13 protein-coding genes are annotated in these 13,979 nt (G+C 72.2%); 4 read left to right on the top strand and 9 right to left on the bottom strand.

The features are described 5' to 3' along the window. Positions 1 to 48 precede the first annotated feature (48 nt). Positions 49 to 687, top strand: coding sequence for a TetR/AcrR family transcriptional regulator C-terminal domain-containing protein (locus IEZ07_RS21285; protein ID WP_191896345.1), 639 nt, complete (start codon positions 49 to 51; stop codon positions 685 to 687). 73 nt (positions 688 to 760) lie between these two features. Here IEZ07_RS21285 and IEZ07_RS36215 read toward each other — a convergent pair whose 3' ends face one another. The 3 genes from IEZ07_RS36215 to IEZ07_RS21270 form a co-directional block, all read right to left on the bottom strand. After that, positions 761 to 1,237 carry an aggregation-promoting factor C-terminal-like domain-containing protein gene (locus IEZ07_RS36215; RefSeq protein WP_307729031.1) on the bottom strand — a complete coding sequence of 159 codons (477 nt, stop codon included), beginning with the start codon at positions 1,235 to 1,237 and terminating at the stop codon, positions 761 to 763. Positions 1,238 to 1,754: 517 nt separating this feature from the next. After that, positions 1,755 to 2,633, bottom strand: coding sequence for an alpha/beta hydrolase (locus IEZ07_RS21275; RefSeq protein ID WP_191896343.1), 879 nt, complete (start codon positions 2,631 to 2,633; stop codon positions 1,755 to 1,757). 3 nt (positions 2,634 to 2,636) lie between these two features. Further along, complete coding sequence (locus IEZ07_RS21270) at positions 2,637 to 5,402, bottom strand: helix-turn-helix transcriptional regulator (RefSeq protein WP_191896342.1); 2,766 nt, start codon at positions 5,400 to 5,402, stop codon at positions 2,637 to 2,639. 34 nt (positions 5,403 to 5,436) lie between these two features. On the opposite strand from IEZ07_RS21270, the gene IEZ07_RS21265 reads away from it, so the two are divergent. After that, complete coding sequence (locus IEZ07_RS21265) at positions 5,437 to 5,703, top strand: VOC family protein (protein ID WP_373868870.1); 267 nt, start codon at positions 5,437 to 5,439, stop codon at positions 5,701 to 5,703. A 184-nt stretch (positions 5,704 to 5,887) separates the two neighbouring features. Here the strand turns inward: IEZ07_RS21265 and IEZ07_RS21260 are convergent, their stop codons facing one another. The 6 genes from IEZ07_RS21260 to IEZ07_RS21235 all read right to left on the bottom strand — a co-directional run bounded on the left by IEZ07_RS21260 (position 5,888) and on the right by IEZ07_RS21235 (position 12,698). Next, positions 5,888 to 6,508 carry a response regulator gene (locus tag IEZ07_RS21260; RefSeq protein WP_191896341.1) on the bottom strand — a complete coding sequence of 207 codons (621 nt, stop codon included), beginning with the start codon at positions 6,506 to 6,508 and terminating at the stop codon, positions 5,888 to 5,890. After that, a complete protein-coding gene (locus IEZ07_RS21255; protein WP_191896340.1) occupies positions 6,505 to 7,713 on the bottom strand; it encodes a sensor histidine kinase in 1,209 nt (402 codons plus the stop codon). The genes IEZ07_RS21260 and IEZ07_RS21255 overlap by 4 nt, the downstream gene beginning before the upstream one ends. A gap of 35 nt (positions 7,714 to 7,748) precedes the next feature. Next, positions 7,749 to 9,569: a hypothetical protein gene (locus IEZ07_RS21250; protein WP_191896339.1), complete on the bottom strand. Its 1,821-nt coding sequence runs from the start codon at positions 9,567 to 9,569 to the stop codon at positions 7,749 to 7,751. Then, entirely contained in the window at positions 9,554 to 10,321 is a 768-nt protein-coding gene (locus tag IEZ07_RS21245) for an ABC transporter ATP-binding protein (protein WP_191896338.1), read from the bottom strand. The genes IEZ07_RS21250 and IEZ07_RS21245 overlap by 16 nt, the downstream gene beginning before the upstream one ends. A 176-nt stretch (positions 10,322 to 10,497) precedes the next feature. Continuing rightward, positions 10,498 to 11,853 carry an FAD-binding oxidoreductase gene (locus tag IEZ07_RS21240; protein WP_191896337.1) on the bottom strand — a complete coding sequence of 452 codons (1,356 nt, stop codon included), beginning with the start codon at positions 11,851 to 11,853 and terminating at the stop codon, positions 10,498 to 10,500. After that, positions 11,850 to 12,698 (bottom strand): alpha/beta hydrolase, encoded by an 849-nt coding sequence (locus tag IEZ07_RS21235; RefSeq protein ID WP_191896336.1) that lies wholly within the window; start codon positions 12,696 to 12,698, stop codon positions 11,850 to 11,852. The genes IEZ07_RS21240 and IEZ07_RS21235 overlap by 4 nt, the downstream gene beginning before the upstream one ends. A 112-nt stretch (positions 12,699 to 12,810) precedes the next feature. On the opposite strand from IEZ07_RS21235, the gene IEZ07_RS21230 reads away from it, so the two are divergent. Beyond that, a complete protein-coding gene (locus tag IEZ07_RS21230; protein WP_191896335.1) occupies positions 12,811 to 13,299 on the top strand; it encodes a MarR family winged helix-turn-helix transcriptional regulator in 489 nt (162 codons plus the stop codon). A gap of 192 nt (positions 13,300 to 13,491) precedes the next feature. Next, complete coding sequence (locus IEZ07_RS21225) at positions 13,492 to 13,977, top strand: glutathione peroxidase (protein WP_068895730.1); 486 nt, start codon at positions 13,492 to 13,494, stop codon at positions 13,975 to 13,977. Positions 13,978 to 13,979: the final 2 nt, after the last annotated feature.

Raw genomic sequence — 13,979 nt, 5'->3', positions numbered from 1 at the left:
TGGCACGTACGGTGTACGTGCGTCAATGGGCGGGGGGAGAATGGGAGCATGTCGCCCGAGCCGCTGTCCCGTCCGCGCATCGTCGCCGCCGCCATCGAACTGATCGAGCGGGAGGGCGCCGACGCGGTGTCCATGCGCAGGATCGCGGGGGAGCTGGGGGTGGGCGTCATGTCGCTCTACAACCACGTGCCCAACAAGGCGGCGCTGCTGGACGCGGTGGCCGAGACGGTGCTGTCGGAGATCGAGTTCGCCGACGACCCCGACGCCGAGTGGACCGAGCGGGTGCGCATCCAGGCGCGGGCGTTCCGGCAGATCGCCCACCACTACCCCCGGTGCACGATGGTGGTGGTCAGCCGCCAGCTCCAGTCGGCCGCCGGGCTGCTCCCGGTCGAGCGGGCGCTGGCCACGCTGCGCAGCGCCGGGTTCGGCGGCGAGGAGGCGGTGCGCATCCTGCGCACGTTCATCGCCTACATCGTGGGCTCGCTGCTGCGGGAGGTCGGCGTGACCCCGACCTTCGCCCCGGTCCACCACTCCCAGGCGGAGATCGGGAAGGTGGACCCGGTGCTCTTCCCCGAGACCAGCTCCCTGGCCGCCGAGCTGGGCGCGTGCGACCACGAGGCCGAGTTCGAGTTCGGGCTGGAACTGCTCATCCGGGCCATCGCCGTGGAGCGCGGGCGGCACGGGTGACGCCCGGGGCCGGCGGCCCCGGGCGCCCGACGGGAGCGCGCCCTTCCCCTGGACGCTCCCGGAGAGAAAGGGGTCAGTACCAGTTCGTCGACCGGAAGTGACCCCACGCACCGCACGGCGAGCCGTAGCGCTGCTTGATGTACCGCAGGCCCCAGCGGATCTGCGTGACCGGGCTCGACCGCCAGTCCCCGCCGCTGCCGCCCATCTTCGAGCCCGGCAGCGCCTGGGGGATGCCGTAGGCACCCGAGTAGCGGTTGTACGCCCGGTGGTTCCAGTTGCTCTCCCTGGTCCAGAGACTGTCCAGGCAGCGGAACTGGTCGTGGGACCACGCGCGGCGGGAGACGAGGCGGAACGCGATCGCCTTGTTCCTGCCCTTCGTGGTCCTCGCGAGAGACCTGGTCCCGGGCCTGGCCCGGGTGGACCAGGTGGCCAGGTGAATCCGCTCCGCCGTCCCTGCCGCGACCGTCCTCTCCGCGACCGGCGTACGGGTCGCCCCGGTCGTACCGGTCGCCGCGGAGCCGACCACGGCGGAGGTGGCGACCACGGTCACGGCTGCGGCGCGTAAAGCGCGGTGACTGTCCAAAACCGTCCTTCCTTCGGGCCGCGTGCGGGAGACGCGTCCGGGCGCCGTGACACCCGGGAGCGCCGGCCGGTCCCGCGTCCGTGGATCGCACGAAGGACGCCCGCCCGTCCTGCCGGCATGCTTCCGGCAGGACACCGCGGCGGTCTCTCTACGCGGTTTCTAGTACGCCGGGGAAACGCCGGACGGGCCCTGCGACACGGTCGGGAAGGCTGTTTGCATGATCTTCGCGGTTGGGGGGCGGTTCGAGTGGTCCGGGCTGACCGGGACGGGCGGGCCGAGGCGGAGGAGTGGTGCAAAGATCGCCCCGGTATGGGGTTTGGACCGCCCGCATCCGTGGGAGGACGGGTTCCGCGGCGTGCCCGCCCCGGCGCGTCGCCCGCTTTACCCACCCTCCGGAGGCCCCGTACCCGCCCGCCGGAAGTTCCGGGCTCGATTGCTGCCGGGACCTCCTTCTGCGGTGGCTCGACCCGATCTCGAACACATGTCACTCGGCCGTGTGAGCGAGGACGGCGGCCGCCAATTCCTCGTGTACCTCCGGGGGCAGCGTGTGCCCCATGCCCGCCGCGATCATCAGCCGCGCCTCCGGGATCCGCTCGGCGATGATCGCGCCGTGGCCCGGCTTGACCGGCTCGTGGCTGCCCTCGACGACCAGGGTGGGCGCCGTCACCCGGTGCAGCATGCCCACCGGCTCGAAGTCGGGCCTGGCCATCGCGGCCAGCCGGTGGTTGGCCACCGCCGACAGGTCGCGGGCCCGGTCGTAGATCCGCTCCTGCAACCGGCGCGCCGCGTCCTCGTCGAACGGCAGCCCAGTGCCGTGCAGCACGCGCTGCTCGGCGATCATTACGTCGATCCGCGCGCGCCGGTCCTGCGGCGGCGGGGCGGCGATCAGCGCGCTGAAGAATTCCACGAACTCCGGTGCCGGCTCCGGCAGGCTCTCCTCGGGTTGCGACTGCCCCGTCAGGGCCCGCACGAGTACCTCGCCCTCACCGCCGCCGAGCGGCGAGGAGCCGATGACGGTCAGCGAGCGCACCCGCTCCGGTGCCTCCACGGCGACGAACTGGGCGAGCAGCCCGCCCGCCGAGTGGCCGACCAGGTGGGCGCTGTCCAGGCCGTGGGCGTCCATCACGCGGTACACGTCGTTCTTGATGTCGTCCCAGGTGTACGGCTCGGCCGCGAAGTCGACGGTACCCGACATGCCGGTGTCGCGGTGGTCGTAGCGGATCACCCTGCGGCCTCCGGCGGTCAGCCGGCCGACGAACTCGTCCGGCCACAGGACGCCTTGCGACATCGAACCCATGATCAGCAGGATCGGCGCGTCCGTCTCGGCGCCGAACTCTTCACTCCAGATGTCCACGTTCTGCATGCCTCAGAGCATGCCGTCCCCGGCCACGGGCGCCTTCCGTAGAACTACCAGCCGCGCCAGCTCCGTACGGGAGCCGATGCCCAGCTTCGGATAGATCTTGTACAGGTGGTACTCGACCGTGCGCGGGCTCAAGAAGAGCTGGGCGGCGATCTGCTTGCTCGACAGCCCGTCGGCGACCAGGCCCGCGATGCGCAGCTCCTGCGGGGTCAGCGCGCCGAGCACGGATGCGGGCGGGGCCTGCCCGTTCTCGCCGGCCGCCCGCAGTTCGGCCTGCGCGCGCCGCGCCCACGGCCGCGCGCCGGCCCGCTCGAACGTCTCCCACGCCGTCCGCAGATGCGCCCGCGCCTCGCCCGGCCGCTGCCCGCGGCGCAGGCGCTCACCCAGCAGCAGGGCCGTCCTGGCCGCCTCGAACGGGTTGGTGTGCAGCCGTAGCGCCTCGCCGAAGGCGTCCTGTGACGATTCGACCAGCCCTCGGCAGCGGGCCAGCAGCGCGCGCGACTCGGCCGTTGCGGCGTGCACCGACCACTGCTCGTACGCCTCCAGCGCCGTCCGCGCACCCCTCTCGTCGCCCGCACCCACGGCGGCCTCGACGCGGTCCGGCGCCGTCCGCCACACCACGGTCGGATGCCCCGCGCCAGGCCCCGCCGCGACGATCGCCCGGAAACGGTCGTGCGCCGCCGCGTAGCGGCCCAGACACAACTCGAGCAGCGCCGGCGCGTAGGCGGCCACCCCCACCCGCAGACCCACGCGGTGGGGGACGGCGATGGCCAACGCCTCGCGGGAGTGCCGCTCGCAGTCTTCCTCCTCCCCCCGCAGCGCCGCCAGTACCGCCAGGTTGGCCAGGTGCGCGGCCACCGTGTTCTCGTACCCGGCCTCACGGGCCAGCTCCAGGCCCTCCTCGGAGACGGCCCGGCTGCGCGCCAGCCGCCCGGCGATGCGCTCGGCGGTCGCCACGAACTCCAGCACCACGGGGAGCTGCCCGGCCATCCCCGAGACCCTGGCCACCCGCCCGGCCCGGTCGGCCATCTCGGTGGCCAGGTCCGGCTCGCCCAGGTAGCTGGCCGCGGCCGCCGCCCACAGGTACTCCGCCGCCTCCTCCAGTTCGTCCGCCCGCGCCAGCGCCCGCCGGAGCAGGACCGGCCCGGCGGCGTCGCCGTCCAGCGTCAAGCCGATCCCGGCCACCGCGTCCCGCAGGAACCCCTCGGGGTGCGCTGCGGCCCGGCGGCCGAGCTCGACCATGGCCGCGGTATCGCCGACGTACGAGGCCGCCTCCGCCGCGTCGGCCAGCATGTCCAGGCTCTCACCCACCGCCAGGATCCGTACGGCCTCGGCGGCGCTGCCCGAGTTCAGCTCGAACCGGCCCCGGAGCCGGGCGATCTCCATGAGGAGAGCGGCGTCCCCGTCGGCCTGTTCGCGGGCCTCTGCCAGCAGCGACTCGGCCTGTCCGGGGCGGCCGCCGAGCCAGGCCGCGACGGCGGCGTCCTTCAGCCGGGCGGCCCTGGTCCGCGGGTCGGGGGTCAGCCCGGCGGCCCTGGCGAGGGCCGCGGCGGCGGCGCCGTACCCGCCGCGGTCGCGCGCCCGCTCCGCGGCCTCCGCCAGCGCGGCGGCGACCGACTCGTCCCGGCCCAGCGCGGCGCCGGCCAGGTGCCAGGCGCGGCGGTCGCCATCGGTCAGCTCCGCCAGGACGGCGTGCACCCGGCGGACGTCGGCGGGGGCGGCCGCCTCGTGGACGGCGGACCGGACGAGCGGATGGCGGAAGCGCACGCTCGTGCCCGACACCCCTGCCAGCCCGCTCTCCTCCAGCTCGGCCAGCGCCGCCCGTCCCGCACCGGCCGCCGCCGTCCCCGGCCCCGCGGGTTCCGGATCGGCCGTCCCCGGCCCGGACGGGGACGGCCGATCCGCCTCCGCCCCCGGCGGTACCGCCTGCTCGGCGCAGAGCCGGCCGGCGGCGTGCAGGACCAGGCCGAGGTCTGCCTCGACGGCGGCGACCAGGGCGACCAGCCGGGCGGCGGCGGACAACATGGCCACCCGCTCGCCGAAGAGCCGGACCCCGCCGGGCAGCGGGTCGGGCAGCGGTTCGCGCCCGGCGAGCTGCGCGGGCGTCAGGCGGGCGGCGATCTCGCCCAGGGCGAGCGGGTTCGCACCGGTCAGCTTGACGAGCTCCTCCGCCACACGGGCGGGCAGCACGCCGTGGCGGGACTCCAGCAACCGGGCCGCGGCGGACTCGGGCAAGCCCCGCACGTCCACCGTCAGCGGCACGCCCTTGACCGGAGCGTCCCCGCGTACGGCGAGCAGCAGCGCGATCCGTTCCGTCCCCAGCCGCCTGGCGGCGAACAGCAGCGCGTCGGCCGAGGCCCGGTCCGCCCACTGGAAGTCATCGACCAGGCAGATCAGCCCGTCCGGCGCGGCGGCCTCGACCAGCAGCGAGAGCACGCCGGCGCCCAGCAGGAACCGGTCGCCGGCACCGCCCGCGGCGAGCCCCAGGGCCGCGCGCACGGCGTCGCGCTGTGGCTCGGGCAGCGCGTCGAGCGAGCCGGTCACCGGCCGCAGCACCTGGTGCAGCACCGCGAACGCAAGATCGGCCTCGGGCTCCGCGCAGGTGGTCCGCAGCACCCGCATCGCGCCGCGGCGCGCGGCCACCGCGTCGAGCAGGGCCGTCTTGCCCGCGCCCGCCTCGCCGCGCAGCACCACCGCGCCGCCGGAGCCGCCCCGGGCCCGCTCGATCACCTCGTCGAGTGCACTGATCTCCGCAGATCTACCGTAAAGCACAGATACTCACTGTAGGAGGCCTCCAGGCTGTCCCGTGCCCACGGAGGCCGCCGTCCTCGACCATGATCGCCTGTTCCGGGCAGCGAGGGGAACTGCGGGGTTATTCCCTGCAATCGCTGCGGAGCACTTTCAGCTGATCTGCACGACGAGGCTGCTGGGGTTCGAGACGACGTTCGAGGCCGACTGGTACGTCAGCCTGTGGCGACCGGGAGATTCCGGATACGAGCTCGCCCTCCTCGACCCCGCCCACCCGACGGTTCCGGAAGGCTACGGCGTCCCCGTCCGGGGACTGCTGCTCTGATCGACGTCATCACCCCCATCGCCCCGGCCGCCGAATACGCCGGGTAGGACGCCGATCACCGGGCCTGATCCCGCTTTCGGGCAGGGCGTCGAAGGTCTGTTGGAAGGGTGGCTCCACCAGCCGCCATCTGCGTCGTCCCCGCAGGTAGGAGGGGTGGGATCGGTAAAGGCGGGCTGTTGGTCGATTAACTGAGCAAACCGCGTCGATACCCCTCGCCGACGGCGGCGGCGCGGTCGCGGACGCCGAGTTTGTCGTAGATGTGCAGCAGGTGGGTCTTGATGCTCGCCTCGCTGATGAAGAGTTTGGCGGCGGCCTGGCGGTTGGAGGCGCCTTCGGCGACGAGGGTGAGGACCTGGAGTTCGCGGTCGGTGAGGGCGATCTTGACCGGTCGGCGTATCTGGCCCATCAGGCGGCCGGCGACCGAGGGGGACAGGACCGGCTCGCCGGCGGCGGCGGCGCGCACGGCGCGCAGGAGTTCGTCGGTGGGGGCGTCTTTGAGGAGGTAACCGGTGGCGCCGGCTTCGATGGCGGGCAGGACGTCGGAGTCACCGTCAAAGGTGGTCAGGACGAGGGTCTTGATGTGGGGGTGGGAGTGGTGCAGGGCGGTGATGGCGCTGACGCCGTCCATTTCGGGCATGCGCAGGTCCATGAGGACGATGTCGACCTCGAGTGCGGCGGCGCGGTCGATGCCTTCGCGGCCGTTGGCGGCTTCGCCGGCGACATCGATGTCGGGTTCGGCTTCGAAGGCGGCGCGCAGGCCGTTGCGGACGATGGGGTGGTCGTCGACGATGAGGAGACGGATCACCGGGGGTTTCCTTGGAGCGCGGGGACGGTGGCGCTGACGGCGGTGCCCTCGCCGGGCGTGCTCTCGATCTCGAGGGAGCCGCCGACGCCGCGTAGGCGTTGTCGCATGCTGTTGAGTCCGAATCCCTTCGCGTCGGGGTCGCGGATGCCGGTGCCGTCATCGCGGACGTCGAGGAGGACGACGGAGCCGGTGTAGGAGAGGGTGAGGCCGACGCGGGTGGCGTCCGCGTGTTTGGCGACGTTGGCGAGGGCTTCCTGGGCGACGCGGAAGAGGGTGACCTCGATGGCGGGGCTGAGGGGGACGCGGTCGCCGGTCACTTCGACGCGGAGGTCGACGCCGGTGGTCCGGGTCCAGCTGCGGGCCAGGGTGGTCATCGCGTCGGGGAGGTGGGCGTCCTCGAGCTGGTGCGGCTGGAGGGCGGCGACGGAGCGGCGGGCCTCGGTGAGGCTGTCCTGGGCGAGGCCGAGCGCGAGTTCGAGGTGGGTGCCGGAGGACTCGACGCGCTGGGCGGCACGTAGCTGGGTGATGATGCCGGTGAGGCCCTGGGCGAGGGTGTCGTGGATCTCGCGTGCCATGCGGTGGCGTTCGTCGAGGATGCCGGCCTGGTGGGCCTGGGTGAGGAGCTGGGCGTGGAGGTCGGCGTTCTCCGCCAGGGCGATCTGAAGGTCGCTGAGCGCTTTGCGGTACTTGCGCTGCCGGTCCTCGATCCTGATGCCGGCGATGTGGCCACCGCCGATGGCGACGGTCTGCACGGCGACGATCGCCAGGTGGAAGGCGATGAGCTGGACGGTGGCCTGGGCCCAGTCCAGCGTCGAGCCGTACAGGACGAAGGAGGTGGCGGCGACGGCGGCGAAGGTCCACTTGGAGGGGGCGAAGTGGGCGGCGAGGAAGAAGCCGGAGATGCAGTAGATGATGAAGATGGGGTCGTGGAAGGTTAGCAGTGCGGCGGTGGCCAGGACGCCGGCGAAGTGGACGGTGACGGCGGTCCTGCGTCGGCGCACGGCGACCGGGAGGAGGGTGCGGGCGCCGACGGTCCAGGCGAGGGCCAGAGCGGTGAGGGCGAGGGTGCGGGGGATCTCGCCTTCGGGCCGGTCGGGTGAGACCAGGCTGATGGCCAGGGAAGCCGCGAGGGTGATGTAGGGGACGATCTCGACGATGTTCTCGAAGCGTCGTTCCCAGGTGGAGAGCGGGAAGGGATCGTTCATCCGGAGCGTGCCCTCCTCTCGGGTACGGACGGGTCTCACCCGGTGGTGGTCGACGAGGACGAGCTTAGGCGCATGGGGATCAAGACGGCGTAGCCGTACATGAGCAGTCCCAGGACGATCATGAAGATGATGGTGGGCCATTGCCAGATCGACGGGAGATGAAGGGCGAGGAACCATACGCGGTCCTCGACGCCGAAGATCTTCATGAACATGGGCGCGAGCCCCTGGGGGAACAGCGGAAGCCAGGCGACGGTGTAGCAGACCGTGACACCGATGCGGTGCCGGATGGGGAGATCGGCGGTGGTGGGTTCGCCGGCCTGGGGCGGCGGGCCGTACTTCATGAGGTTGAGCAGATCGATCCCGTGGCTCTCGAGTCTGCGATAGGCGATCCTGCCTAGTCCCCAGGCGCCGAGGGCGCCGGTCAGCACGCCGGTGGCGATGCCGGCCCAAGGGGCGAGGAGCGTGACGCCGGCCGCGGGCAGGGCGGTGGCGGGGACGGTGACGAGCACGAGCCAGGCGAGGCCGGTCTCGGCGGTCTCGTCGGCGCCGGTGCTGAGCGGGTTGCCGCCGCGCTTGTGGGGGTCGGTGCCGGGGACGAGCGAGGTGACGGCGAGCAGGACGATGACCCCGGCGCCGCCGCCGAGGAGGGCGGGGAGGAGGCCGAGCACCCACGGCCAGGCCCAGCTCTGGCCGCTGACGAGGGTGCCGGTCAGGGAGAGGAGCACTGCGGCCGGGCCGACGACGAGGAGCCAGGCCAGTTGGCGTCCGCGAACGTCGGCGCGTTCCGCGCCGGGGGTCATGAGGGTGAGCCACAGCGCGGTCCCGTCGGAGCCGTAGAGGTTGGCCGAGGACGCGGCGGCCATCACGATCGCGATGAGTCCCGTGAACGGGACCATGATCCAGACGTCGATGGTGACGAGCAGGAGGGGGGTGACGACGGCGTAGGAGAAAGCGGTGGCGAGGAGCTGGATGCGGACGAGGTCGCGCCACCAGACGCGCAGTTCCTTGGCGGCGGCGATGCGGGCGCCGCCGGCGGCGGGGAGGGGGCGGGGTATGCCTCGACGGGGTGGCACACCGCCGCGCGCGGCCGAGACGACGCGCCGCGACAGCAGGCCGGCCCAGGCGGCCAGGAGGAGGGCGATCACGCCGGCGTCGGCGGCGAGGACGGCGAGGGCGAGGGGCCAGGGGGCTTCGACGGCGGCCACGCCCCACCCGGAGGGCAGGACACGGACGAGGATCCGGGACCAGGCGGCGGTGTCGGCGCCGCCCACGGCAACGGCGGGTGCCCAGCCGTTGCCGCACAGGGCGATGGCGGTGCCGGTCACGATGCCGACGGCGGCCGCGGTGGCGCGGGACCTGACGAACAGCCCGATGAGCGCCACGACGACGCGGGAGATCATCACCATGGTGACGAGCGTGGCGACGGCCGCCACCAGGCCGATGAGCACTCCGGCCGGGCCGAAGCGCCAGCCGTACACGGGCAGGGACAGCAGGGCGATCAGATTGACCGCGGGTGCGGGTCCCGCGAAGGCTCCGGCGAGCAGGGCCGCCGCGATCCGGCCAGGTGTGGTCGGGAGCATGGAGAAGTACTCGGGGCGGAGGGTCTCGCCGCCGCCCCCGATGAAGATGGGGCCGAAGATCCAGCCGGAGAGCCACACGGCCAGGGTGAGGGGCAGGTAGGCGGGCCACAGGGCGGCGATGGCGATCGTCGCGAAGGCCAGGATCAGCCCGAGCGAGACGCCGGCGTAGAGGTTGGAGGCGTTGTCGCCGCGCAGGGAGTTGCGCATGAGCGCCAGCCGCATGCGGATCATGTGCTGGGCCAGGGCGGCCGTGCCGGGGGTCAGGAGGTGAGCCATGCCAGCCCCTCCGTTCCTCCGGTGCGGGCGCCGACGAGGTCGACGAAGGCGTCCTCCAGGGTTCCGGTGCCGCGTACGTCGGCCAGCGGCCCGGCGGCCACGACGCGGCCGTCGGAGATGACGCCCACGTGGTCGCAGACCTGTTCCACGAGGGCCATGACGTGGCTGGAGATGATCACGGAGCCGCCGCCGGCGGTGAACCTGTGCAGGATGGTCCTGATGGTGGCGGCGGAGACGGGGTCGACGGCCTCGAAGGGCTCGTCCAGGACGAGCAGGCGGGGCGCGTGCAGGAGGGCGACGGCCAGGCCGATCTTCTTGCGCATGCCGGTGGAGTATTCGATGACCAGGGTCCGCTCGGCGGAGTCGAGTTCGAAGACCTGGAGGAGTTCGTCGGTGCGCTCGGCGACGACGGCGGGGGGTAGGCCGCGCAGCAGGCCGAGACAGGTGAGGACCTCGCGGCCGGTGAGCCGTTCCGGCATGGCGTTGCTGTCGGGCAGCACGCCGATCAGTCCCTTGGCGCGGACGGTGTCACGCCAGACGTCGACGCCGAAGATCTCGGCGCTGCCCGCGTCGGGGCGGAGCAGGCCCACGGCCATGGCCAGGGTGGTGGTCTTGCCGGCTCCATTGGGGCCGACCAGGCCGTAGAAGGATCCGGCGGGGACGGTGAGGTGGATGTCGTCGACGGCCAGGTGGTCGCCGAAGGCTTTACGGAGTCCGATGGCGCGGAGGGCGAGCTCCCGGTGTGCTGGCATGCATCGAGAATCCCGCGGGGCCGGCGGGTGGGGGATCGTCCGGCCGGAGAGCGGGACGGTGGATCCCGGCATCAACCGATCGGTTGATGCCACTGCTGAGGCCTGCGCCGATCAGTCCGGCGAGCACAGTGGTGATGGTGCTGAAGATGAGTCGTCCCCCGATCCCGGATCGGACCTCAGCCGGGTGGGATGTTGTGGTTGAGACGGAAGACGTTCTCCGGGTCGTAGACGGCTTTGAGATCGGTCAGCCGCCGGTAGTCCGTGGCGTTGTAGGCGGAGCGCACCTGAGTGGCGGCCTTCTCGCCGTTCATGAAGTTGAGGAACCGGCCGCCGGTGCTCCATGGCGCGATCGCCTCGAACATGCGCGCGTGCGCCGGCCGGATCCGGGTGATGTCGGCGCGTTCCAGCCGGGACACCACGTTGAACAAGTATCGCGCGTCGCGGTTGCCGACGGCGTTTTCCACGGCAGGCGGGTGGGCGAGCCTGCCGCCGAGGTGGCGCAGTTCGACGATGTGCGGCACCGGCGCGTGGGGGCCTGCCAGGTCGAGGATGGCCTGCACAGCGGTGGCGTCGAGTTCGCCGAGCATGGCCGTGCCCGACTCGACCGCACTCGATGCGACGGGGTCGTTGTAGATCGACCCGGTTTCGGCGTAAGCCAGCGCACCCAGGGTGTCGCTCATCGGGCCGATGGCTCGCAGCGGCGCCACCAGGCGCTCGCCGACTCCGGGATCGTCGGCCGCGCAGGCGATGCGGACATGGACGGTGTAACGGCCGCGTAACGGCCCCGGGATCGCTGGAACGTCCGGCAGGGAGATCAGCGCGATCGAGGAGTTCATCGCCTCCGGCACTGTGGCGGCCCATTGCAGGTAGGTGCCGAACGCATCGGCGGCCTTCTCAACGGGGAAGACCAGTGCTCCGCCATACAGCGTGGTGACCGGCATCAGATCGATCTCCATTCCGGTCACCACGCCGAAGTTGTCCCGCCCTCCGCGCAGAGCCCAGAACAGGTCCGGCTCGCAGTCCCGGGTGACGCGTCGCAGGCGGCCGTCCGCCGTGACGACGTCGAGGCCGCGCACGTGGTCGGCGGCGTAACCGAAGGTCCGGGACAGCAGGGCCAGACCACCGCCGAGGGTGTAGGAGACCGCGCCCACGCGCGGGGCCGAACCGGACAGGGGCGACAGCCCGGCCGGCGCCGCCCTGTGGATCACCTGATCCCACCGTGTCCCTGCGGCCACCCACGCAGTGCCGGCATCGGCGTCCACCCGGACGGCGCTCATCCGCGCGGTAGTGATCAGTACTCCGCCATTGGCGGCGACGGCCGCCGAGGCGTGCCCGGTGCCCTGCACCGCCACCGGGAGCCCGCGGCCGCTCGCGTACGCCACCGCCGCCCGCACGTCGGCGGGTCCGGCGGCGCCCACCACCAGGTCGGGACGGTGCCGGCGGGCGGTCTGCCAACCGGCGCGTTCCGCGTCGTACCCCTCGTCGCGGGGCGCGAGTACCGGCCCCATCACCTGATCGGCCAGCCGGTTCATGATCTCTCCTTCTCGCCGCCGAGCCGGGTGGCCAGGAACCGGCCGGCACGCTCCAGCGCCGCTGCCGCCTCGGCCGATTCATCGTCGAGCTGGAACACGTGCGGTTGACGCGGAACCACCTCCAATGTCACCGCGACCTCGTCGGCCCCGGCGCGTGCGGCTAGCCGTACGGCGTCGTCCAGCAGGAGCTCGCTCGAGCCGACCTGGATCAGCAGGGGCGGCAGGCCGGTGAGATCGGCGAAGACCGGACTCGCCTCAGGCGCCGCACCGTCACCGCCGGCGAGGTACCGATCGAAGAGCCACTTGAGATCGGCCGGAGCGAAGAACGGGTCCACCCCGTCCTTGGACCGCATGCTCGCGCCGCTGAGGGTCAGATCGACCGCCGGCGAGAACAGGACCGCCGCCGCCGGCATCGGCAGGCCCGCGTTCCGGGCGCGCATCATGGTGACGACAGCCAGCGCGGCACCGGCCGAGTCGCCAGCGACCACCAACCGCTGCGGATCGACCCCGGAGTCCAGCAGCTCACGGTAGGCCGCCATGCAGTCATCGGGCGCGGCCGGGAACGCATGCTCGGGCGCCAGCCGGTAGTCGAGCGAGACCGCTCGGCCGTCCAGATGCCGCAGCAACGCGGCGGAGACGTGAGCGGTGACACGCGCCGATCCGACCACGAACCCACCGCCGTGGAGATACAGCAGCACGTCCTCACCCGCCGTGCCCGGCGCCGCCCTCCGCAGCTCCAGCGCCGGCCGCCCGCCGAGTGTCGTCGCCGACGAGTCGACGTCCGCAGGCAAGGGCCGGGTGAACAGCGCCGCGAACTGATCGCGCCGTTCGGCAATGTCGGACATTTTGCCCCCAGAAATTAATCAAGCTCCCTGACAGTCAGGCGACCTTACCATTGTGCCGCCTGATATCGTCAAGCCTCCTGACGAACTCGTCCGAAAGAAGGACCGCACGACCATGACGACGCGTTCGGGAGCGGGGGGGCGGCGACATGAGCCGAAGCTGCCGCTTCCCACCCTGCTCACGCAGGTCAGGGATATTGCTCTCGAGGGACTCCACCGGCAGTTGGCCGACGAAGGGTTCGAGGGGATCCGGTATGTCCACGGCTCGGTCTTCCGGTACATCGACGCCGAGGGTTCGCGGCTGACCACACTCGCCGAACGCTCCGGACTCACCAAGCAGGCGATCAGCGAACTCGTCAGCGAACTAGAGGATCACGGTTACCTCGAGCGGGTCGCCGACGAGGTCGACCGCCGCGCGAAGATCATCAGGCTCACCGGCCGAGGGAGGACGGCCCAGGCCGCAGCTGCCCGGATCCTCGCCGACGTCGAGCAGAGATGGTCCCGGCTTCTCGGTAGAGACCAGGTCACCATGCTGCGGCGCGCTCTGGAACAGGTCATCGCCCTCGAAGCGGTCGGCACTCCGACCGCGTCCCCCCCGCAATAGGTGTGCCGACACAGGGCCAGGGCCCCGACGCCGATTCGCCATGTCCGGTGCGATCATCGGCGAGATCACTTTCAGCCATGACGTCACATGCTTCATGTCAGAGCCGAGTTCCGCGTCCGTTCGCCGGGAACCCCGCCCCACGCCGCCGGGACCCGTGCGCCGTCCTTGCTACCGGCCGGTTAGGCTGCGGCCATGAGCATCCGTGACATCCCCGTGCAGACCCTTGACGGCGCGCCCACCACGCTGGCCGAGCTCGCGGCGGACAGGTCCGTCCTCGTGGTGAACGTCGCCTCCCGGTGCGGTCTGACCCCGCAGTACGCCGGACTGGTCCGCCTGCAGCAGACCTACGCCGACCGCGGCTTCACCGTCGTCGGCGTGCCCTGCAACCAGTTCATGGGCCAGGAGCCGGGTACGGCCGAGGAGATCCAGGAGTTCTGCGCGACGAACTACGGCGTGGACTTCCCGCTGCTGGCCAAGACCGACGTCAACGGGGACGGCCGGCACCCGCTCTACGCCGAGCTGACGCGGGCCGCCGACACCGAGGGCGAGGCCGGCGACGTGCAGTGGAACTTCGAGAAGTTCCTGGTCTCCCGGGAGGGGGAGGTGCTCGCGAGGTTCCGTCCGGGCGTCACCCCGGAGGACCCCGCCCTGGTCAACGCGGTCGAGAAGTCCCTGTGACC

Source organism: Planomonospora parontospora, assembly GCA_014647935.1.
Taxonomy (GTDB): domain Bacteria; phylum Actinomycetota; class Actinomycetes; order Streptosporangiales; family Streptosporangiaceae; genus Planomonospora; species Planomonospora parontospora.
This window is presented reverse-complemented; position numbering and strand designations above follow the sequence as displayed.